At 72.4% G+C, this 21,472-nt stretch carries 16 protein-coding genes and 1 riboswitch; of the genes, 7 read left to right on the forward strand and 9 right to left on the reverse strand.

The annotated features are described in order from the left end of the window. Positions 1-36: 36 nt before the first annotated feature. Entirely contained in the window at positions 37-318 is a 282-nt protein-coding gene (locus tag ACZ518_RS22095; protein ID WP_469114703.1) for an HPr family phosphocarrier protein, read from the forward strand. Positions 319-562: 244 nt separating this feature from the next. Here the strand turns inward: ACZ518_RS22095 and ACZ518_RS22100 are convergent, their stop codons facing one another. The 4 genes from ACZ518_RS22100 to ACZ518_RS22115 form a co-directional block, all read right to left on the reverse strand. Beyond that, positions 563-1,228 (reverse strand): GntR family transcriptional regulator, encoded by a 666-nt coding sequence (locus ACZ518_RS22100; protein ID WP_469114704.1) that lies wholly within the window; start codon positions 1,226-1,228, stop codon positions 563-565. Between the two features lie 169 nt (positions 1,229-1,397). Next, positions 1,398-2,210: a M23 family metallopeptidase gene (locus ACZ518_RS22105; RefSeq protein ID WP_469114705.1), complete on the reverse strand. Its 813-nt coding sequence runs from the start codon at positions 2,208-2,210 to the stop codon at positions 1,398-1,400. A gap of 12 nt (positions 2,211-2,222) precedes the next feature. Further along, a riboswitch (cyclic di-AMP (ydaO/yuaA leader) is annotated at positions 2,223-2,382 on the reverse strand. A 217-nt stretch (positions 2,383-2,599) separates the two neighbouring features. After that, the gene (locus ACZ518_RS22110) at positions 2,600-3,967 is read right to left on the reverse strand and encodes a M16 family metallopeptidase (protein WP_469114793.1); all 1,368 of its coding nucleotides are present in this window, start codon (positions 3,965-3,967) and stop codon (positions 2,600-2,602) included. Between the two features lie 20 nt (positions 3,968-3,987). Then, positions 3,988-5,337, reverse strand: coding sequence for a M16 family metallopeptidase (locus ACZ518_RS22115; protein WP_469114706.1), 1,350 nt, complete (start codon positions 5,335-5,337; stop codon positions 3,988-3,990). A 227-nt stretch (positions 5,338-5,564) separates the two neighbouring features. Between ACZ518_RS22115 and ACZ518_RS22120 the strand changes: the two genes are divergently transcribed. Both ACZ518_RS22120 and ACZ518_RS22125 read left to right on the forward strand, forming a co-directional pair. Beyond that, entirely contained in the window at positions 5,565-8,021 is a 2,457-nt protein-coding gene (locus ACZ518_RS22120) for a DNA gyrase/topoisomerase IV subunit A (protein WP_469114707.1), read from the forward strand. A gap of 121 nt (positions 8,022-8,142) precedes the next feature. Next, the gene (locus ACZ518_RS22125; protein ID WP_469114708.1) at positions 8,143-10,257 is read left to right on the forward strand and encodes a restriction endonuclease; all 2,115 of its coding nucleotides are present in this window, start codon (positions 8,143-8,145) and stop codon (positions 10,255-10,257) included. Here the strand turns inward: ACZ518_RS22125 and ACZ518_RS22130 are convergent. Further along, complete coding sequence (locus tag ACZ518_RS22130; RefSeq protein WP_469114709.1) at positions 10,254-11,414, reverse strand: CobW family GTP-binding protein; 1,161 nt, start codon at positions 11,412-11,414, stop codon at positions 10,254-10,256. The two genes, ACZ518_RS22125 and ACZ518_RS22130, sit on opposite strands and share 4 nt — an antisense overlap. A 14-nt stretch (positions 11,415-11,428) precedes the next feature. After that, entirely contained in the window at positions 11,429-12,595 is a 1,167-nt protein-coding gene (locus ACZ518_RS22135) for a citrate synthase/methylcitrate synthase (protein WP_469114710.1), read from the reverse strand. A 55-nt stretch (positions 12,596-12,650) separates the two neighbouring features. Between ACZ518_RS22135 and ACZ518_RS22140 the strand changes: the two genes are divergently transcribed. From ACZ518_RS22140 to ACZ518_RS22150, 3 genes are all read left to right on the forward strand, one after another. Next, positions 12,651-13,877, forward strand: coding sequence for a citrate synthase (locus ACZ518_RS22140; RefSeq protein WP_469114711.1), 1,227 nt, complete (start codon positions 12,651-12,653; stop codon positions 13,875-13,877). 129 nt (positions 13,878-14,006) lie between these two features. After that, positions 14,007-15,623: an ATP-binding protein gene (locus ACZ518_RS22145; protein WP_469114712.1), complete on the forward strand. Its 1,617-nt coding sequence runs from the start codon at positions 14,007-14,009 to the stop codon at positions 15,621-15,623. Continuing rightward, on the forward strand, positions 15,620-16,321 hold the full coding sequence (locus ACZ518_RS22150; RefSeq protein WP_469114713.1) for a DUF7342 family protein: 702 nt from the start codon (positions 15,620-15,622) through the stop codon (positions 16,319-16,321). The genes ACZ518_RS22145 and ACZ518_RS22150 overlap by 4 nt, the downstream gene beginning before the upstream one ends. Before the next feature lie 7 nt (positions 16,322-16,328). On the opposite strand, the gene ACZ518_RS22155 is transcribed toward ACZ518_RS22150, so the two are convergent. From ACZ518_RS22155 to ACZ518_RS22165, 3 genes are all read right to left on the reverse strand, one after another. Further along, entirely contained in the window at positions 16,329-17,921 is a 1,593-nt protein-coding gene (locus ACZ518_RS22155; protein ID WP_469114714.1) for a solute symporter family protein, read from the reverse strand. Continuing rightward, entirely contained in the window at positions 17,918-18,460 is a 543-nt protein-coding gene (locus ACZ518_RS22160; RefSeq protein ID WP_469114715.1) for a DUF485 domain-containing protein, read from the reverse strand. Before ACZ518_RS22160 ends, ACZ518_RS22155 begins: the two co-directional genes overlap by 4 nt. Positions 18,461-18,645: 185 nt before the next feature. After that, complete coding sequence (locus ACZ518_RS22165) at positions 18,646-20,766, reverse strand: DNA gyrase/topoisomerase IV subunit B (protein WP_469114716.1); 2,121 nt, start codon at positions 20,764-20,766, stop codon at positions 18,646-18,648. 447 nt (positions 20,767-21,213) lie between these two features. Here ACZ518_RS22165 and ACZ518_RS22170 point away from each other — a divergent pair, with 447 nt between their 5' ends. Beyond that, positions 21,214-21,447, forward strand: a complete 234-nt coding sequence (locus ACZ518_RS22170) for a DUF7455 domain-containing protein (protein ID WP_007267009.1) — start codon at positions 21,214-21,216, stop codon at positions 21,445-21,447. The last annotated feature ends 25 nt before the right edge of the window (positions 21,448-21,472 follow it).

Raw genomic sequence — 21,472 nt, forward strand, 5'->3', positions numbered from 1 at the left:
GGTCTAGACAACCCGTAGAACCTGAAGGGCATCACCATGGCAGAGCGCCGCGTCAACGTCGGCTGGGCCGAGGGCCTGCACGCTCGTCCCGCCTCGATCTTCGTCCGGGCGACGACCGCCTCCGGAGTCCCGGTGACCATCGCGAAGGCCGGCGGCGACCCCGTCAACGCCGCGTCGATGCTGGCGGTCCTGGGTCTGGGCGCCCAGGGCGGCGAGGAGATCGTCCTGACTTCCGACGCCGAGGGCGCGGACGCCGCGCTCGACCGCCTCGCGAAGCTGGTCGCCGAGGGCCTCGAGGAGCTCCCCGAGACCGTCTGACCCTTCGGGTCCGGTAGCCCGGAAGCCGCGGTCCCCACCACCCCGGGGGCCGCGGCTTCCGCGTTTCCCCTTCGGGGAATCTGCGAATGATGCGCGCCGGAATCGAGCCACGGGCGCGCAGAAGCGGACGCATGAAAACGGACGCACAAAAGCGGACACACAAAAGCGGACGCGTGAAGGCGGGACGCGAATTCCACCGGCGCCCGGGAGCGCCCGGATATTCCTCCGTTGTATACGGGATCTGTTAATTCGGAGCGCTCGCCGTGTTTACGGCAGGTTGCGGATTCCTCACCCTCGGCCGGTGCGCCCCGGCCGTCCGCTGCGCGTGCAGCGCGGTCAGGGACCTGGCCCGCTCCGCGTCCCCGCGCGCGACGGCGTCCACGATCGCGGCGTGCTCGGCCCAGCACTCCGCGGGCCGCACGGGGGCCTCGACCGCGTACATCCAGGCGATCTTGTGCCGGGTCTGGGTCAGCAGGGCGATCAGCCCCGGACTGGCCGAGGCCTGGGCCAGCGTCTCGTGGAACCAGCTCCCCAGGGAGCGCAGGTCCTCCCCCTGGGCCCGCCCGGCCCGCTCCCGGCCCAGCCTGACCAGTCCGCGCAGCACCTTCAGGTGGCCGTCGGTGCGCCGGCGGGCGGCCCGGGAGGCGGCGAGCGGCTCCAGCAGCATCCGCAGCTCCAGGAGGTCGGCGGCCTCCTGTTCGGTCGGCTCGGCCACGCAGGCGCCCGCGTGCCGCCGCGTGGTGACGAAGCCCTCGGACTCCAGGGTGCGCAGCGCCTCGCGGACCGGGACGCGCGAGACCCCGTAACGGCGGGCGAGCACCTCCTCGGTCAGCCGGCTGCCCGGCCCGAAGAATCCGGAGACGATATCGTCGCGAATCGCTGTGCACACCGCGTGCGCCGGAATACGCAAGGCCGGACCTCCGCTGGTTTCGGTTCGGTTTATCGTGGCCGTACTGCGACTCTATTGCAACACGCGGCAATTTTCCGAGCGGGGGCGGAAATATGAAGGATAAAACGAGGAAGGCCCCGGCTCTGTGAGCCGGGGCCTTCCTCGGTGAAGCGCGCTGTGCGGGTGCGGGTCAGATGCCCACGCCGTGGTTGCGCAGGTACGTCAGCGGGTTGATGTCCGTGCCGTACGTGGCACCGGTGCGGGCCTCGAAGTGCAGGTGCGGGCCGCTGGAGTTGCCGGTGGAGCCCGACAGGCCGATCTGCTGGCCGGCGCCGACCGTCTCGCCGACGGAGACGCTGAGCGAGAGCAGGTGCCCGTACTGGGTGTAGGTGCCGTCGTTGTGGCGGATCACGACGTTGTTGCCGTAGGCGCCGCCCCAGCCGGCCTCGACGATGGTGCCCGCGCCCACGGCGTGGACGATGCTGCCCTCGTCGGCGTGGAAGTCGATGCCCGTGTGGCTGCCGGAGGACCACATGCCGCCGCCCGCGCCGTACTGGGTGCTGACGTACGAGCCGTCGACCGGGGCGACGAAGGTGTTGAGGCGCTTGCGGGCCTCTTCCTTGGCGGCCTTCTCGGCGGCCTCGCGCTCGGCCTTCTCCTTGGCCTCGGCGGCCTCGGCGGTGCGCTTGGCCTCGGCGGCCCGCGTCTTCGCCTCGGCCTCGGCCTGCGCCTGCGCGGCGACGGCCTCGGCGGCGCTCTGCTGGGTCGCGGCCTGGACCTCGATGTCGTCCTGCAGACCGTCGGCGACGACGATCGCGTTCTGACCGGTGTCCTCCATGGACGGGCCGCTGCTGTTGTCCGCCGCGAAGGCCGGAGCGGCCAGGGTGCCGACCACGCCCGTGGTGGCGAGGGCGGCGATGCCGGCGTAGCCGGCGGTCTTGCGGCTCAGACGGCTGGAACCACGGTGCTTACCAGAACCGGCGGCACGACTGCCAAACGCCATGAAGGGGGTGATCCTTTCCTTCCCTCTCGCCTACCGGGTTAGCTGACGGGTTCGGAGCAGGAAGGTCTCCTACGGGCCTCCTCTTGCGAGGGGGTCCGATTCACCCCAGGGACACATGTGGGTCCCCGGCTCCCCAGGCTCGCGCCTGACGGGGACTCGGCGATCGCTGTCCGGTGCCGCGGATGCGGCGGGTACAAACTGACGAACAGCACGGCCGACGCTAGGCGGATCATCAGTCAATCGCCAAACAGACGAGCGCTTTTGTTGCGTACGCCACACCGCATACCTGCAACCACGCCACCAAACGGACAAAGGGGGCTCCGGTGGATGTTCCACCGGAGCCCCCTTGTCACGGGCCGGATCCCGGCCCGTCCCGGGCCTCGCGCCGCTCAGTTGGAGACGACGGTGACCTCACCGATCCCGAGGGCCAGGACGGGCTCCTCGATCTGCGCGGCGTCGCCCACCAGGACGGTGACCAGACGGTCCACCGGGAAGGCGTTCACGACGGCCGAAGTGGCCTCCGCCGTACCGGTTTCGGCCAGCCGCGCGTACAGCCGCGCCTGGTAGTCGTCCGGCAGCTCCTGCTCCACCTGGTCGGCGAGCGTGCCGGCGACCGAGGCGGCCGTCTCGAACTTCAGCGGGGCTACGCCCACCAGGTTCTGCACCGCCACATCCCGCTCGGCGTCGGTCAGTCCGCCCTCCGCAAGGGTCCGCAGCACCTTCCACAGGTCCTCCAGCGCCGGACCCGTGTTGGGGGTGTCCACCGAACCGCTGATGGCGAGCATCGAGGCGCCCTTGCCGTCGGCGGTCGAGCGCAGCACCTGCCCGAAGGCGCGGACGCCGTAGGTGTAGCCCTTCTCCTCGCGCAGCACCTTGTCCAGGCGGGAGGTGAGGGTGCCGCCGAGGCAGTACGTGCCGAGCACCTGCGGGGCCCAGACGATGTCGTGCCGGTCCGGTCCGATCCGGCCGATCAGCAGCTGCGTCTGGACGGCGCCCGGCCGGTCCACGATGACCACGCGGCCCGTGTCGTCGGCCGTCACCGGCTGGACCGGGCGGGGCGCGGCGGTGTTGCCGGTCCAGGCGCCCAGGGTGTCCGCCAGCAGGACGTCCAGGTCAATGCCGGTCAGGTCGCCGACGACCACCGCGGTGGTGGTGGAGGGCCGTACGTGGGCCTCGTAGAAGGCGCGTACGGCCCCGGAGTCGATCCGCGCGACCGTCTCCTCGGTGCCCTGGCGGGGGCGGGACACGCGCAGCGCGGCGGGGAACAGCTCCTTGGAGAGCTCCTTGGCGGCGCGGCGCTGCGGGTTGGCCAGCTCGTGCGGGATCTCGTCGAGCCGGTTGCGCACCAGGCGGTCGACCTCGCTGTCGGCGAAGGCGGGCGCGCTCAGGGCCTCGGCGAGCAGGGCAAGCGCCTTGGACAGCCGGGAGGCCGGGACCTCCAGGGAGACCCGCAGGCCGGGGTGGTCGGCGTGGGCGTCGAGGGTGGCGCCGCAGCGCTCCAGCTCGGCGGCGAACTCCTCGGCGGAGTGCTTGTCGGTGCCCTCCGACAGGGCGCGGGCCATGATGGTGGCCACCCCGTCGAGGCCCTCGGGCTCGGCGTCCAGCGGGGCCGCGAGGTTGACCTCGACCGCCACCACCTGCTGGCCCGGGCGGTGGCAGCGCAGCAGGGTCAGGCCGTTGGGGAGCGTGGAGCGCTCCGGGGCCGGGAAGGCCCACGGCTTCGCCTCGCCGGCCTGCGGCCGCGGGTGGAAGGTCATCGTGACGGCTGCGGTGTCGCTCACTGCTCCGCCCCCTCGTTCTCGTCGTGCTGCTCGGTCTCGTGGGCCTCGGCGCCGGCCAGCGGCTCGTAGACCAGCACCGCGCGGTTGTCGGGGCGCAGCCTGGCCGCGGCCACGGCCTGCACCTCCTCGGCGGTGACGTCCAGCACCCGCTGGACGGCGGTCAGGGCGAGCTGGGGGTCGCCGAAGAGCACCGCGAAACGGCACAGTTCGTCGGCGCGGCCGGCCACGGTGCCGAGCCGGTCCAGCCACTCGCGCTCCAGCTGCGCCTGCGCGCGCTCCATCTCCTCGGCCGTCGGGCCCTCGGCGGCGAACCGCGCGAGCTCCTCGTCGACGGCCGCCTCGATGGCGGGCACCTCGACGCCGCTGGAGGTCTTGACGTCCAGCCAGCCCAGCGAGGGCGCGCCGGCCAGGCGCAGCATGCCGAACCCGGCCGCCACGGCCGTCTGGTCACGGCGTACCAGGCGGTTGTGCAGGCGGGAGGACTCCCCGCCGCCCAGCACGGTCAGCGCCACGTCGGCGGCGTCGCACTCCCGGGTGCCGTCGTGCGGCAGGCGGTAGGCGGCCATCAGCGCACGCGCCGGGACCTCCTCGACGATCTCCTCGCGCAGCTGCCCGCCCATGATCTCGGGGAGCGAGCCGTCGCGCGGCGGCTGCTTGCCGTCGTGCGCCGGGATGGTGCCGAAGTACTTCTCGATCCAGGCGAGGGTCCGCTCCGGGTCGATGTCGCCCACGACCGACAGCACGGCGTTGTTGGGCGCGTAGTACGTACGGAAGAAGTTGCGCGCGTCCTCCAGGGAGGCGGCGTCCAGGTCGGCCATCGAGCCGATCGGGGTGTGGTGGTACGGGTGGCCCTCCGGGTAGGCGAGCGCGGTCAGCTTCTCGAACGCGGTGCCGTACGGGACGTTGTCGTACCGCTGGCGGCGCTCGTTCTTGACGACGTCGCGCTGGTTCTCCATGGACTCGTCGTCCAGGGCGGCCAGCAGCGAGCCCATGCGGTCCGCCTCCAGCCACAGGGCGAGCTCCAGCTGGTGCGCCGGCATGGTCTCGAAGTAGTTGGTGCGCTCGAAGCTGGTGGTGCCGTTCAGCGAGCCGCCGGCGCCCTGGACGAGCTCGAAGTGCCCGTTGCCCGGTACGCTCGCCGAACCCTGGAACATCAGGTGCTCGAAGAGGTGAGCCAGACCGGTCCGCCCCTTGACTTCGTGTCGCGAGCCGACGTCGTACCAGAGGCAGACGGCGGCGACCGGAGTGAGGTGGTCCTCGGACAGCACCACGCGCAGGCCGTTGGCCAGCCGGTGCTCGGTCGCTGTCAGGCCGCCGGAGGCCTGAGCTGTGGCCGTGTGACCCATGGGCATGTGGTCCCTTCGATCGCGATGCAGAGATTTCTGTCAGACCTGCCACTGTATGCAAGCGCACCGACGGCCGGATAAGTTCCCGGGTCACTCCCCCCGACTCCGTACGGGGGACCCCCGGGGTCGGAGTCCGCGTTGTCGGTGCCTCGGGCCACAATGGTCCGCGTCAACCACGCCAGATCCCCCCAGTACACCCCGAACCTTGGTTAAGGAGCCGCGCAGCGATGGCCCGCCGCAGCACGAAGACCCCGCCGCCGGAGGATTTCGAGGAGAAGATCCTCGACATCGACGTCGTCGACGAAATGCAGGGCTCCTTCCTCGAGTACGCGTACTCGGTGATCTACTCCCGCGCCCTGCCCGACGCCCGCGACGGCATGAAGCCGGTGCACCGGCGCATCGTCTACCAGATGAACGAGATGGGCCTGCGGCCCGACCGGGGGTACGTCAAGTGCGCCCGCGTCGTCGGCGAGGTCATGGGCAAGCTGCACCCGCACGGCGACGCGTCGATCTACGACGCCCTCGTGCGCATGGCCCAGCCCTTCTCGATGCGGCTCCCGCTGGTCGACGGCCACGGCAACTTCGGCTCGCTCGGCAACGACGACCCGCCGGCCGCGATGCGCTACACCGAGTGCCGGATGGCCGACGCCACGTCGCTGATGACGGAGTCGATCGACGAGGACACCGTCGACTTCACCGCCAACTACGACGGCCAGGAGCGCGAGCCCGTCGCCCTGCCGGCGGCCTACCCCAACCTCCTCGTCAACGGCGCCTCCGGGATCGCCGTCGGCATGGCCACCAACATGGCCCCGCACAACCTGGGCGAGGTCATCGCGGCCGCCCGGCACCTGATCCGGCACCCGGAGGCGGACCTGGAGGCGCTGATGCGCTTCGTGCCGGGCCCCGACCTGCCGACCGGCGGCCGGATCGTCGGCCTGTCCGGGATCAAGGACGCGTACGAGAACGGCCGCGGCACCTTCAAGATCCGTGCGACGGTCTCCGTGGAGGACGTCACGCCGCGCCGCAAGGGCCTGGTCGTCACCGAACTGCCCTTCACCGTGGGTCCCGAGAAGGTCATCGCGAAGATCAAGGACCTGGTCGGCTCGAAGAAGCTCCAGGGCATCGCCGACGTCAAGGACCTCACCGACCGCTCGCACGGCCTGCGCCTGGTCATCGAGATCAAGAACGGCTTCCACCCGGAGGCCGTCCTGGAGCAGCTGTACAAGCTGACGCCGATGGAGGAGTCCTTCGGCATCAACAACGTCGCGCTGGTCGACGGGCAGCCGCTGACGCTGGGCCTCAAGGAGCTGCTGGAGGTCTACCTCGACCACCGCTTCGATGTCGTGCGCCGGCGCAGCGAGTTCCGCCGGGGCAAGCGCCGCGACCGGCTGCACCTGGTCGAGGGCCTGCTCGTGGCCCTGCTCGACATCGACGAGGTCATCCGGATCATCCGCGACAGCGACAACTCCGCGCAGGCCAAGGAGCGCCTGATGGAGCGCTTCTCGTTGAGCGAGGTCCAGACCCAGTACATCCTGGACACCCCGCTGCGCCGCCTGACCCGCTTCGACCGGATCGAGCTGGAGTCCGAGCGCGACCGGCTCACCGGCGAGATCGACGAGCTGACGGGGATCCTGGATTCCGACGCGGAGCTGCGCAAGCTGGTCTCCTCGGAACTGGCCGCGGTCGCCAAGAAGTTCTCCACCCCGCGCCGCACCGTCCTGCTGGAGTCGGCGGGCACCTCGGTGGCGGCGGTCCCGCTGGAGGTCGCGGACGACCCCTGCCGGGTCCTGCTGTCCTCCACCGGGCTGCTGGCCCGTACGGCGAACGCGGACCCGCTCCCCGTCGAGGAGGGCGGCTCCCGCGCGAAGCACGACGTGATCGTCTCGCAGGTCGCGGCGACCGCCCGGGCCGACGTGGGCGCCGTCACCTCGTACGGGCGCCTGCTGCGGCTCGCGGTGATCGACCTGCCGCAGCTGCCGGACACGGCCGCGGCGCCGAACCTGGCGGGCGGCGCCCCGGTCTCGGAGTTCCTCTCCGGGCTGGAGGCCGACGAGACGGTGGTCTGCCTGCTCTCCCTCGACGAGTCCTCGCAGGGCCTGGCGCTGGGCACCGAGCAGGGCGTGGTCAAGCGGGTCGTGCCCGACTACCCCGCGAACAAGGACGAGCTGGAGGTCATCACCCTCAAGGAGGGCGACCGGATCGTCGGCGCGGTCGAGCTGCGGACGGGCGAGGAGGACCTGGTCTTCATCACCGACGACGCCCAGCTGCTGCGCTACCCGGCCGGCCAGGTGCGCCCCCAGGGCCGCCCGGCGGGCGGCATGGCGGGCATCAAGCTCGCCGAGAACGCCAAGGTGATCCACTTCTCCGCGGTGGACCCGGCCCGGGACGCCCTGGTGTTCACGGTGGCGGGCTCCCACGGCACGCTGGACGACTCTGTGCGCTCCGGCAAGCTGACCCCGTTCGACCAGTACCCGCGCAAGGGCCGGGCCACCGGCGGCGTGCGCTGCCAGCGGTTCCTGAAGGGCGAGGACACGCTGACGCTGGCCTGGGCGGGCAACGCCCCGGTCCGCGCGGCCGCGGGGAACGGCTCCCCGGCCGCGCTGCCGGCCCCGGACCCGCGCCGCGACGGCTCGGGCACCACCCTGCCGGCCGCCGTCGAGTCGCTGGCGGGAGCCGCGCTGTAGCCGTGTGACGGGGGCGGGCGGAGCGGGTGGCCGGGGTGGACGGATGCGTTCTCCGGGTCAGCCGCCCCGCCCGCCCACTACTGTTTTCCCGGTACACGCGGGTGGGGGGAGAACAGAGCTGATGACTCGTCGGTCCAGCGGTTTGATCGGCGTCTGGGCGGAGGCCCAGCGACAGCAGCAGCAGACGCAGGTGATCCAGATGCGCGAGGCGGAGCGCCGGGAGCGGGCCTACGAGCGCGAGGCCGCCCGGGACCGGCGCGAGCAGCAGGCGGCGTACAAACAGCACCGCGAGGCCGAGGCGCGTCGCCTTACCGAGCAGCTCGACGCGCAGGTGGCGGCCCTGCAGGGACTGCTGGCCTCGGGCTGCCGGGCGCCGGCGTTCCGGATGGCCGCCCTGGTGCGGGCCGAGCAGCTCCAGCCGTTCGACCCCGGCGGCCTCGGGCATCCCGTTCCCATGCCGCAGCTGGCGCAGTTCCATCAGCAGAGCGGCGGCTGGGCCCTCGGCTCGCGCGGCCGGGCGGAGCGGGAGGCCCACGACCGGTACACCCAGGCCTGGCAGGCCGCGCACGCCGCCGAGCAGGAGCGCCTGCGACAGCTGGCGGCGTACCGGCAGCAGTACGACCAGTGGGCGGTGGAGCAGCTCGCCGGGATCCGTCGGCACAACAGCGGCCTCACCGATCTGGCCGACTCCCTGCGCGCCGGCGAGCCCGACGCGGTGGTCGAGTACTTCTCGGCGGCCCTGTACGCCTCCACCGCCTGGCCCGGGGAGCTGCCCCGGCAGGTGTCGGCGGCGTACGACCCCGCGGCGCGCCAGCTCGTACTGGACTGGGAGCTGCCCCGGTACGAGGTGGTGCCGGAGGTGAAGGCCGTTCGGTACGTGCCGAGCACGGACCAGGACAGGGAGACGGCGCGGCCGGCCACGCAACGCCGGGCGCTGTACCGGGACCTGCTCGCCCAGTGCCTGCTGCTGGTGCTGCGCGAGCTGTTCGCGGCGGACGAGTTCGGCGCCCTGGACTCGGTGGTCGTCAACGGGTTCGTGGACGACCACGATCCGGTGACGGGCCGTGAGGCGCAGCTCGTACTGGCGACCGTGCAGGCGGCGCGCAGCGCCTTCTCCGCGCTGCGGCTGGAGCAGGTGAGCGCGGTGGACTGCCTGGTCGAGGGGCTCCGGGGGCAGTTGTCGGCGCGCCCTGACCAGCTGACGGCGGTTCGGGCGGGCCGCCGGCCGGGCGAGGTCGGCGGGGACATCGTCAGCCACGGCGGGCACGCCGCGGGCGGCGAGGACGAGCCCGACCTCTTCCAGATGGACCCGATCGCGTTCGAGAACCTGGTCGCGGAGCTCTTCCGGGCGATGGGCATGGAGGCGGTGACCACGCAGCGGTCGGGCGACGGCGGCGTGGACGTCGAGGCGCTGGACCCGGCCCCGATCCGGGGCGGGCGGATCGTGGTGCAGGTCAAGCGCTACCGCAACACCGTGCCGCCGACGGCGGTACGGGACCTGTACGGCACGGTCCAGGACGCTGGGGCGAACAAGGGGGTGCTGGTCACCACCTCGTCCTTCGGGCCCGGGTCGTACACCTTTGCCAACGGCAAGCCGCTGGAGTTGGTTCCCGGGGCCGAGCTGGTGGAGCTGCTGCACCGGTACGGGCTGCGGGGCCGTCTGGGCGGCGGCCCCGTGCCGGCCCAGCGGACCTCCGGGGAGGCGGCTGCGGCCGCCACACCCACCCTGGCCGATCCGTCTCCCGCCCCCGCCGACCACAACGTGCTGGGCATGTACTGGACGGGGACGGTGGCCCTCGACGTGTGCGCTCTGGTCTGCACGGGCGGCCGGGTGCTGAGCGAGGACCACTTCGTGTTCTTCAACAACCCCCGCACCCCGGACGGCGCGGTCCGCTCCCGCCCGCACTCCGCCCCCGACAAGGCGGCGGTCGAGGTTGCCTTCGACGCGCTGCCCGCGCAGGCCGACCGGCTGGTGCTGGTGGCCGCCGTGGACCCCGAGGTCAACCCGGACGCGGACCTGTCGGGCTTCACCGACGCCGGCATCCGGCTGCTGGACGCCGCGGGCGGGGAGCTGGGCCGTCTGGAGGTCTCCGACGGCCGCTCCGGCGAAACGGCCCTGGTGCTGGGCTCGTTCCGGCGGCGGGCGAACGGGGACTGGGACTTCGTGGTCGGCGGCAAGGGCTACCGCGGCGGCCTGGAGGCCCTGCTGGGCGACTTCGGCATCGAGGTGGCCTAGGCCGGGGTGTCCTGGGCCGGAGCGTCGTCCGGCCCCTCCCCGGGCGGGGTGTCGCCCTCCGCCGAGGGGTCGCCCTCCGCCGAGGGGTCGTCCCCGCGGTCCGCCGCCGCGACGTAGCGCAGGACGCCCCACATGCTCTCCGGCGGGGCCTGTCCGGGGAACTCCTCGCGGCAGGCGTCCAGCTCGCGCAGCAGGCCCGGCCCGTCCGTGCCGGAGCCGATCAGGACGAGCTGCGTGCGGCGGCGCTCGCCCCGCCCCCAGGGGCCGGGGCTGAACCTCAGGAAGCGGCCGACCGCGTGGACCTCGTACCGTTCCTGGTGGCCGGGCACGCCGAACCAGACGAATCCCTTGATCCGGTAGAGGCCGGCCGGGCGCCGGTCGAGGAAGTCGATGAAGCGGCGCGGGGACAGGGCCTGGCCGGAGGTGAACTCGACGCTCTCGTAGCGGGCGTGGGCGTGGTCCGCGTGCGCGTCGGGGCCGGCGTGGCCCTCGTCATCGGCGGCCTCCGCGATCAGGTCCTCGAAGGACAGCTGCCCCCGCGTCTCGGTCCAGGGGCGGCGGTCGAAGAGCAGTTCCGGGTCGATCCGCCCGTGGTCGGCGCCGACCAGGGGCGTCCCCGGGGCGCAGAGCGCGGCGATCTCCCCCTCGATCCGGGCGCGTTCGGCGGGGTCCACCCGGTCGGTCTTGTTGAGCACCACCAGGTCGGCGACGGACAGGTGGCGGTCGGTCTCCGGGTGCGCGGCCCGGGTCCGGTCGAACTCCGCGGCGTCGACGACCTGCACCAGGCCGCCGTAGCGGATCGCGGGGTTCTCGTTGGCGATCAGCATCTTGACCATCTCCTGGGGCTCGGCGAGCCCGCTGGCCTCGATGACGATCACGTCGATCCGGTGGACGGGGGCGGCGAGCCTGTCCAGGTACGCGTCCAGCTCGCTGCCGTCGACGGCGCAGCACAGGCAGCCCCCGCCGAGGGAGACCATCGAGTCGCCGACCTGTCCGGCCACCGACATCGCGTCGATCTCGATCGAGCCGAAGTCGTTGACGACGACCCCGATCCGGGTGCCGCCCCGGTTGCCGAGGAGGTGGTTGAGGACCGTGGTCTTGCCGGAGCCGAGGAATCCGGAGAGGACCACGACGGGAATGGGCTGGACGCTGTTCACCCGGACGATCGTAGTCAGCCCGCGACGGGTACCGGCTGCGGCGGGGTGGGTCCGGTGTAGCGCGCGGCCGGACGGATGATCTTCGAGTCGGCGGCCTGCTCCAGGACGTTCGCGCTCCAGCCCACCACCCGGGCCGCGCAGAAGGTCGGGGTGAACATCTCGCGCGGAAGCCCGCACAGCTCCATGACCACGCCCGCGTAGAACTCCACGTTGGTGTGCAGCTCCCGGCCCGGCTTCAGCTCGGCGAGGATCTCCTCCACCTGCCGTTCGACCTCGACCGCGAAGTCCACGAGCGGCCCGCCGAACTGCCGGGCGATGTCCCGCAGCATCCGCGAACGCGGGTCCTCGGTGCGGTAGACGGGGTGCCCGAAGCCCATGATCCGGTCCCCGGCCAGGACCCGCTCCCGGATCCACGGCCCGATGCGCTCCACCGTGCCGATGGCGTCCAGGGTGTCCAGGGCCCGGCTGGGCGCCCCGCCGTGCAGCGGGCCGGAGAGCGCGCCGATCGCCCCGGTCAGGCAGGCCGCGACGTCGGCACCGGTGGAGGCGATGACACGGGCGGTGAAGGTGGAGGCGTTGAAGCCGTGGTCGACGGTGGAGATCAGGTACCGCTCGACGGCGCGGGCCTTGACGGGGTCGGGCTCCTCGCCGGTGAGCATCCACAGGTAGTTGGCGGCGTACGGCAGGTCGTCGCGCGGCTCGACCGGCTCCAGGCCCTGCCCCAGCCGGTGCAGGGCGGTGAGCAGGGTGGGTACGGCGGCGCAGGCGGCGAGCGCGTCGGCGGCCCGGCGCCCGGGGTCGAGGTCGTACACCGGGCGGAAGCCGGAGCGCGCGCCGAGCAGCGAGAGCGCGGTGCGCAGGCCGGCGAGGGGGCCGGAGGGGGCGGTGGCGCCGGCGAGGGCGGGGAGCGCGTCGCGGACCTCGGCGGGCAGGTGCCGCAGCGGGGCGGTCTCGGCGGCGAAGGCGGCCCGCTCGGCGGCGTCCGCGGGGAGCGCGCCGCGGAACATCAGGTGCCACACGTCCTCGAAGGTGCGGCTCTCGGCGAGCTCGACGGCCGAGTACTGGCGGTAGTGGTAGAAGCCCTCGCGGCCCCGGACGTCACCGAGCTGGGTTTCGGTGACCACGACTCCCGCGAGACCGCGGGGTACTTCGACGGTGGTGTTCATGGATTGACCATCCATCCTTGATTGGATCGATGTCAATATTGATTGAATCAATATATGTAGGCTGTGCGTCATGAGCGAAGACGAGAGGCGGCTCACCACCCGGGAAGCCGCGCAGCTCCTCGGGGTGAAGCCCGCGACCGTGTACGCGTACGTGAGCCGGGGCCAGCTCGGCAGCCGCCGCGACGCGGTCGGGCGGGGCAGCACCTTCGACGCGCGGGAGGTGGAGGCCCTGGCCAGGCGCAGCCGACGGGAGGCCGCGGCGCCCGCCGGGGAGCTCTCCGTGCGCACCTCGCTCACCCTCATCGAGGCCGACCGGTACTTCTTCCGCGGTGTCGACGCCGTCGAGCTGGCCTCGCGGTACCCCTACGAGGAGGTCGCCGAGTGGCTCTGGACCGGGAGCCTGCCGCACGGGGCCCGGTTCACCGCTCCCCCGGAGGCGCTCGCCGCCGCCCGGAGGGCGGTGGCCGCGCTGCCCGAGCACAGCGGGCCCCTCGACCGGCTGCGGGTCGCGGTCGCCGCCGCCGCGGTGGTGGACCCGCTGCGCTTCGACCTGTCCGAGGAGGCGGTACTCGGCTCCGCGCGCTGCCTGATCCCGACGCTGGTCGGCGCCCTGCCCGAGGCGGAACCGGCCCGGGCGCCCGGAAGCGACGGCCGGCTCGCCCGGGCACTGTGGTCCCGGCTGACCGGGCTCGATCCGGACCCCGTGGCCGTCGACGCCCTGGACCTGGCGCTGGGCCTGCTGGTCGACCACGACCTCGCCGCCTCCACCCTCGCGGTACGGGTGGCGGCCTCGGCGCGGGCCCATCCGTACGCGGTCGTCTCGGCCGGGCTCGGCGCGCTGGAGGGCCCCCTGCACGGGGCGGCCGGACGGCTCGCGCACCGGATGCTGGCGGAGGTGCTGGAGCGGGGCGGCGCCACGCCCGTGGTGGCGGAGCACCTGCGCGCGGGGCGCCGGGTGCCCGGGCTCGGCCACCGGCTCTACCGGGGCGAGGACCCGAGGGCGCGGGCGCTGTTCGGGCACCTGGAAGGGCTCCCGCAGGCGGCCCCGGCCCTCGGCGCGGCACGGGACGTGGCGGCGGTGATGGCCCGGCACGGGCTGCACGCCAACGTGGACCTGGCGCTGGCCGTGCTGACGGTGTCCTGCGGAATGACCGCCGAGGCCGGTGAGACGGTCTTCGCGGTCGCCCGGACGGCGGGCTGGATCGCGCACGCGCTGGAGGAGTACCAGGAGCGCCCCCTGCGCATGCGCCCGAGCGGCCACTACACGGGCCCCCGCCCGCCCCGCCCGCTGCCCTGACCCGGCACGCCCCGCCCGGCGCCCCCGGGACGGCGCCGCCCGGCGACGGCCCCCTACCTCGTCCCGGGTGGGGCTTCTCATAGACGGGGGAAATTCCGCTTCCGCCCCCGCCGACCTACGGTGCTAGTCATGCGGTTCCTCCCCACGGGCGCTCGGCGCCTCGGGCTGCCCAGACGGGCCGTCTCGCAGATCCTGCTGACCCAGCTGGCCATCGCGGCCGGGGTCGCCGTCCTGGCGACCGGGCTCTTCCTGGCCCCCCTGAGCGGACAGCTGGACGACCAGGCGATGCGGCGGGCCCTGGCCATCGCCCAGAGCACGGCCGCGGACCCTTCCCTGGCCGCCGACCTCCTGCGGTCGGAGCCGACGGCGGACAGCCCCGTGCAGTCCGCGGCCGAGCGGATCCGCAGGGCGACCGGCGCCGAGTACGTGGTGGTCCTCGACCTCCACGGCATCCGCCGCTCCCACCCCAGCCCCGACCGGATCGGACGGCCCGTCTCCACCGACCCGAGCGACGCGCTCGCCGGCCACGAGGTGATGGAGATCGACGAGGGCACCCTGGGCCGCTCCGCCCGGGGCAAGGTCCCCCTCGTCGCCGCCGACGGGGAGGTCGTCGGCGCCGTCTCCGTCGGCATCGCCTACGACAGCGTCCGCGACCGGCTGCTCGGCGCCATCCCCGGACTGCTCGCCTACGCGGGCGGTGCCCTGGCGGCCGGTGCGCTGGCCGCCTGTCTCCTCTCCCGCCGGATCCAGCGGCAGACCCGCGACCTGGCCTTCTCCGACATCGCCGGCCTCCTCGCGGAGCGCGAGGCCATGCTGCACTCCATCCGCGAAGGCGTGATCGCCCTCGACCCGGACGACCGGGTGCGGCTCGTCAACGACGAGGCCGCCCGGCTGCTGGGCCTCCCCCCGGACAGCGCCACCGCCCTCGCCGGCCGGCCGCTGGACGCCGTCCTGGGCACCGGCCGCACCAGCGACGTCCTGACCGGCCGGGTCACCGGCCGGGACCTGCTCACCGTCCAGGGCCCGCGGGTCCTGGTCGCCAACCGGATGCCGACCGCCGACGGCGGAGCCGTCGCCACCCTGCGCGACCGCACCGAGGTGGAACGCCTGGGCCGCGAGCTGGACTCCACCAAGGGCCTGATCGACGCCCTGCGCGCCCAGGACCACGAGCACGCGAACCGCCTCCACACCCTCCTCGGCCTGCTCGAACTGGGCCTGCACGAGGAAGCCGTCGACTTCGTCAACGAGGTCGTCGGAGTCCACCGCACCACCGCCGAGCAGGTCACCGAGAAGGTCCACGACCCCCTGCTCGCCGCCCTGCTGGTGGGCAAGGCCACCGTCGCCGCCGAGCGCGGCGTCGCGCTGCGCCTCGCCCCGGCCGCACTCCTCCCCGACCGCCTGGTGGACCCGGGCGGCCTCGTCACGATCCTCGGCAACCTCGTGGACAACGCCCTGGACGCGGCGGCCGGCTCGGCCGCGCCCCTGGTCGAAGTGGACATCCGTGCGCAGGGGCGCACCGCCGTGCTGCGGGTGCGCGACAGCGGCCCGGGAATCCCCGCCGGCCGGGACGAGGAGATCTTCACCGAGGGCTGGTCGACCAAGCAGCCCGAGGCCCACCGCGAGCGCGGGCTGGGCCTGGCCCTCGTACGCCGCCTCGCGGAGCGGCAGGGCGGCAGCGCGCGGGCCGGGGCGGCAGAGGACGGAGGGGCGGAGTTCTCCGTCGTGCTCCCGGAGGCCCTGCGATGAACGAGACCCCGATCCACGTATTGGTCGTCGACGACGACATGCGTGTTGCCAGGATCAACGCGGCGTATGTGGCGAAGGTTCCCGGTTTCCGGGCCTGCGGCGAAGTCCATTCGGCGGCCGAGGCCCTGGACTTCCTCACCGCCCGCCCGGTCGACCTGGTCCTCCTCGACCACTACCTCCCCGACGAGAACGGCCTCGACCTGGTGCGCCGCCTGCGCCAGCTCGGCCACCACACCGACGTGATCATGGTCACGGCGGCCCGGGACCTGGCCACCGTCCAGGCGGCCATGCGGCTCGGCGCCCTCCAGTACCTGGTCAAGCCGTTCACCTTCGCCGGGCTGCGCACCAAGCTGGAGGCCTACGCCTCCCTGCGCCGCTCCCTCTCCGGCGGCGGCGAGGCAGAACAGGCCGAGGTCGACCGGATCTTCGGCGCCCTCGCCGCGGCCGGCACCCCGAACGAGCTGCCCAAGGGGCACTCCCCCACCACCGCGGAGCTGGTCCGCCAGGTACTGCGCGCCGCCGAAGGCCCCCTGTCCACCCAGCAGATCGCCGACCGCGCCGGCATCAGCCGGCAGACCGCCCAGCGCTACCTGAAGCTCCTGGACCGGGCCGGCCGCGTCACACTGGCCCTGCGCTACGGCGAGACCGGCCGCCCCGAACACCGCTACGCCTGGCGCCCCTCGGACGGCGTCGGTTAGGGGGATGTCACACCGCGCCGGCCCCCGTCAGGGAGCGGACCTCCGTCTCGGCGTGCTTGCGCTCGTCCGCCTCCTCCGCGGAGGTCATGGTGCCCAGCCAGCCCGCCAGGAAGCCGAGCGGGATCGAGACGATGCCCGGGTTCTGGAGCGGGAAGTACTGGAAGTCCACACCCGGGAAGAGGGATTCGGGGCTCCCGGAGACGACGGGCGAGAGGACCACCAGCAGCACCGCCGGAACGAGCCCGCCGTACACCGACCAGAGCGCCCCCCGCGTGGTGAAGCCCCGCCAGAACAGCGAGTACAGCAGCACCGGCAGGTTCGCCGAGGCCGCCACGGCGAAGGCCAGCCCCACCAGGAAGGCCACGTTCAGGTCCTGCGCGAGCAGCCCCAGCGCGATGGCCACCGCCCCGATCCCGACGGCCGCGATCCGCGCCACGGCCACCTCGCTGCGCTGGCGGGCGTGGCGGCGCTTGAGGGAGGCGTACAGATCGTGTGCGACGGAGGCCGACGAGGCCAGGGTGATCCCGGCGACCACCGCGAGGATGGTCGCGAAGGCGATGGCGGCCACGATCGCGAACAGCACCGCGCCCCCGGTGGACTCGGCACCCCCGCCCAGGAAGGCCGCCAGCAGCGGTACGGCCGTGTTCCCGGAGGCGTTGGAGGCCCGCACCTCGTCGGGCCCGACCAGCGCGGCCGCCCCGAAGCCGAGGACGACGGTCATTAGGTAGAAGCCCCCGATCAGCGCGATCGCCCACACCACCGACCTGCGGGCGGCCCGCGCGGTCGGCACGGTGTAGAAGCGCGACAGGATGTGCGGCAGCCCCGCGGTGCCCAGGACCAGCGCGAGGCCGAGGCTCATGAAGTCGACCCGGGCCGTCCAGTCCCCGCCGTACTTGAGGCCGGGGCTCAGGAAGCGGGACCCGTGGCCGCTGCGCTCGGCGGCGCCGGTGAGCAGCTGGTCGAGGTTCCCGTGGAAGCGGAGCAGGACGAGCACGGTCAGGGCGACGGCCCCGCCCATCAGCAGCACCGCCTTGACGATCTGGATCCAGGTGGTGGCCCGCATCCCGCCGAAGGTCACGTAGACCACCATCAGCGCCCCGACCCCGATCACGGTCAGGGTGCGCGCGGCGGGGCCCGAGTCCGAGAGCAGCAGGCCCACCAGGCTGCCCGCCCCGACCATCTGCGCGACCAGGTAGAGCACGGAGACGACCACCGAGGAGGTGCCTGCGGCGATCCGGACGGGCCGCTCGCTCATCCGGGCGGCCACCACGTCGGCGAGGGTGAACCGCCCGCAGTTGCGGACCAGTTCGGCGACCAGGAAGAGCACCACCAGCCAGGCGACGAGGAAGCCCACGGAGTAGAGCAGGCCGTCGTAGCCGAAGAGGGCGATCAGCCCGGAGATCCCCAGGAAGGAGGCGGCGGACATGTAGTCGCCGGCGATGGCGAAACCGTTCTCCATGGGGGAGAAGAGCCGCCCGCCCGCGTAGAACTCCTCGGCGGAGCCGTGCCGGTTGCGGCTGACCCAGGTCGTGATGCCGAGGGTGACCGCGATGAAGGCGCTGAAGAGGATCAGCGCGAGGGTCTGGTGCTCGGTGGTCACGCCCGCTCCCCCCGGACCGTCCTCGTCCGCGGCCTGCCGCCCTCCTGCTCGGGGGCGGACGCCCGGCCCTGTGCGCGCTCCTGTACGCGTTCCTGCTCGAAGACCGTCCAGCGCAGGTCGAGCGCGGCCCGGTCCCGGCGCAGCCGCGCGTGCCTGGAGTACGCCCAGGTCAGCAGGAAGGTGCTGAGGAACTGTCCGAGGCCGGCCAGCAGGGCCACGTTGACCGCGCCGGCCACGGGCCGGGCCATGAGCCCCGGTGCCGCGGTGGCGGCGACCACGTAGGCGACGTACCAGAGGAAGAAGCCGGCGGTCGCGGGGACGACGAACCTCCGGTAGCGGCCGCGGACCTCCTGGAAGGCGGCGCTGCGCTGCACTTCGAGGTAGATCTCGGACGCGCCGGGCGCCGCCCGGCCTCCGGGGACCGGGGCGACCTGGGCCGGGACCGTGTCCGCGCCCTCGCCCCAGCCCACGGCCAGTGCGTCGTACCAGGGGTCGTCCAACCGGATCGTTCCGGCATCACGACCTTCGTGCTTGTCCACCGAACTCTCCTTGTCCGCCGCCGCATTGGCCGCGTGCCCACAAGGATGTGCCGGATGGTCGGTTTCCGGACTGATGTACCGGTGCTCTTCACCCCTTCAGGTGATGGAACGAGCGGCACCGGTGTGCCGGAACGCCGTTTCCGCATCCGCGGTACCGGCCGTGGCCGGCCGGTACCGCGGAAGGGTCAGGCGTCGATGCGCGAGCGGTCGAGGGTCGCCGCGGAGCCGGTGATGAACTCCTTGCGCGGGGCCACCTCATTGCCCATGAGCAGGTCGAAGACCTGCTCGGCGGAGTCCAGGTCGCCGATGTTGATCCGCCGCAGGGTGCGGTGGCGGGGGTCCATGGTGGTCTCCGCCAGCTGGTCCGCGTCCATCTCGCCGAGGCCCTTGTAACGCTGGATGGCGTCCTTGTACCGGATGTTCTTGCGCTGGTACTCCAGCAGGGTCTGGCGCAGCTCGTTGTCCGAATACGTGTAGACGTACTTGTCCTGGCCCTTCTTGGGCTGGACCAGCTCGATCCGGTGCAGCGGCGGCACGGCCGCGAAGACCCGGCCCGCCTCGACCATGGGGCGCATGTACCGCTGGAAGAGCGTGAGCAGCAGGCAGCGGATGTGCGCCCCGTCGACGTCGGCGTCGACGAGGAGGACGATCTTCCCGTAGCGGGCGGCGTCGATGTCGAAGGTGCGGCCGGAGCCGGCTCCTATGACCTGGATGATCGCGCCGCACTCGGCGTTCTTGAGCATGTCCGAGACCGAGGACTTCTGGACGTTGAGGATCTTGCCCCGGATCGGCAGCAGCGCCTGGAACTCGGAGTTCCGCGCGAGCTTGGCCGTACCGAGGGCGGAGTCCCCCTCGACGATGAAGAGCTCGCTGCGGTCCACGTCGTCGCTGCGGCAGTCGGCCAGCTTGGCCGGCAGCGAGGAGGACTCCAGCGCGGTCTTGCGGCGCTGCGCCTCCTTGTGCTGGCGGGCCGCGATCCGGGTCCGGGCGGCCGCGACGATCTTCTCCATCACGGCGCGGGCCTGCTGCTTGTCGTCGCGCTTGGTGGAGGTCAGGAAGGCCTTGAGCTCCTTGGCGACGACGGCGGCCACGATCCTGGTGGCCGCGGAGGTGCCGAGCACCTCCTTGGTCTGGCCCTCGAACTGCGGCTCGGCGAGGCGGACGGTCACGACCGCCGTCATGCCCTCCATGGCGTCGTCCTTGACCACGTCGTCCTCGGCGACGCGCAGGAGCTTCGCGGAGCGCAGCACCTCGTTCACGGTCTTGGTGACCGAGCGTTCGAATCCGGAAACGTGGGTGCCGCCCTTGGGGGTGGCGATGATGTTCACGAAGGACTTGACGCCGGTCTCGTACCCCGTGCCCCAGCGCAGGGCGATGTCCACGCCGAGCTCACGGGTGACCTCGGTGGGGGTCATGTGGCCGCGGTCGTCGAGGACCGGGACGGTCTCCTTGAAGGTGCCGGTGCCGGTCAGGCGCAGCACGTCGCAGACGGCCTTGTCCTGGGCGAGGTACTCGCAGAACTCGCTGATCCCCCCGTCGAAGCGGAAGGTCTCCTCGGTCTTGCCGGCGCCGTCGATGCCGCGCTCGTCGCGGACGACGATGGTCAGGCCGGGGACGAGGAAGGCGGTCTGGCGGGCTCGCTGGTAGAGGTTCTCCAGGGAGAGCCGGGCGTCCTTGAGGAAGATCTGTCGGTCGGCCCAGTAGCGGATCCGGGTGCCCGTCTTGCCCTTGGCGATGCGCTTGGCCTTGCGCAGGCCGTTCGCCGGGTCGAAGGGGCTCTCGGGGCCCTGCTCGGTGAAGAAGCCGGGGACGCCGCGGCGGAAGCTGATGGCGTGCGTGGAGCTGTTCCGGTCGACCTCGACGTCCAGTCGGGCGGAGAGGGCGTTGACCACGGAGGCGCCGACGCCGTGCAGGCCGCCGGAGGCCGCGTAGGAGCCCCCGCCGAACTTGCCGCCGGCGTGCAGCTTGGTCATGACGACCTCGACGCCGGACAGGCCGGTCTTGGGCTCGACGTCGACCGGGATGCCGCGGCCGTTGTCGCGGACCTCGACCGAGGCGTCGTCGTGGAGGATCACCTCGATGTGGTCGCAGTAGCCGCCCAGGGCCTCGTCGACGGAATTGTCGATGATCTCCCAGAGGCAGTGCATCAGGCCTCGGCTGTCGGTGGAGCCGATATACATGCCGGGGCGCTTGCGAACGGCCTCGAGGCCTTCGAGGACGAGCAGGTGCCGCGCGGTGTAGTTGGAGCCGTCCCGGTCTGCTCCGGACAGCAGCGCGCTGGAAGGCACGGACGTGTCGGCGGTCACGCAGTTCGCTCCTCGCTGAATTTCTTTTCTGGCCCGGTGGGGCTCAGGGGTGGCTGGGTCGCCGGTCGAAGGGTACCGAGGCCTGGTAGAGCCGATGCAACGCCACCCTCGTGGGTTCCACAGCCTAGTGCAGATCCGCACGGATGTTCGATCCCCCGTGAGGGTGAAGCAAACATCACGTTCCCTTCGACGCATGAACCATTTAGGGTTCGGGCACGTCCTCATGAACAACCGGCACTCACGCCGGAGGGGACGAGAACTGCTACAAGCGAACGACTGACAACGCGAAACCGTAAAGCAACGCAATACGGCTCCTTCGCCGCCAACCGGCAGCAGCCGGCCAGCTTCGGAAGGAAGTTTCGAGGAAAAGCCGCGAGCGGGAACGTTTTCGGCCTGGTTGGATGTTGACCCTGGTACGACAGCTCGTCGAGCTAGAGAAGAGGCGACGTGACTACTGTTCTGACACCCGCGACCCCGCTGACGGCCGCTGACCGATGCGACCGTTGCGGCGCCCAGGCATATCTGCGCGTCGTCCTCCTGAGCGGTGGTGAACTGCTCTTCTGCGCCCACCACGGGCGTAAGTTCGAGCCGGAACTCAAGAAGATCGCCGCGGAAATACAGGATGAGACCGAGCGGCTTACGTCCGCTCCGGCCGCCAGCGCGGCCGACGAGGACCGCTGACACAAGGCCTGAACCTCGCATCCGA

The organism is Streptomyces sp. NPDC033966 (genome assembly GCF_055575955.1).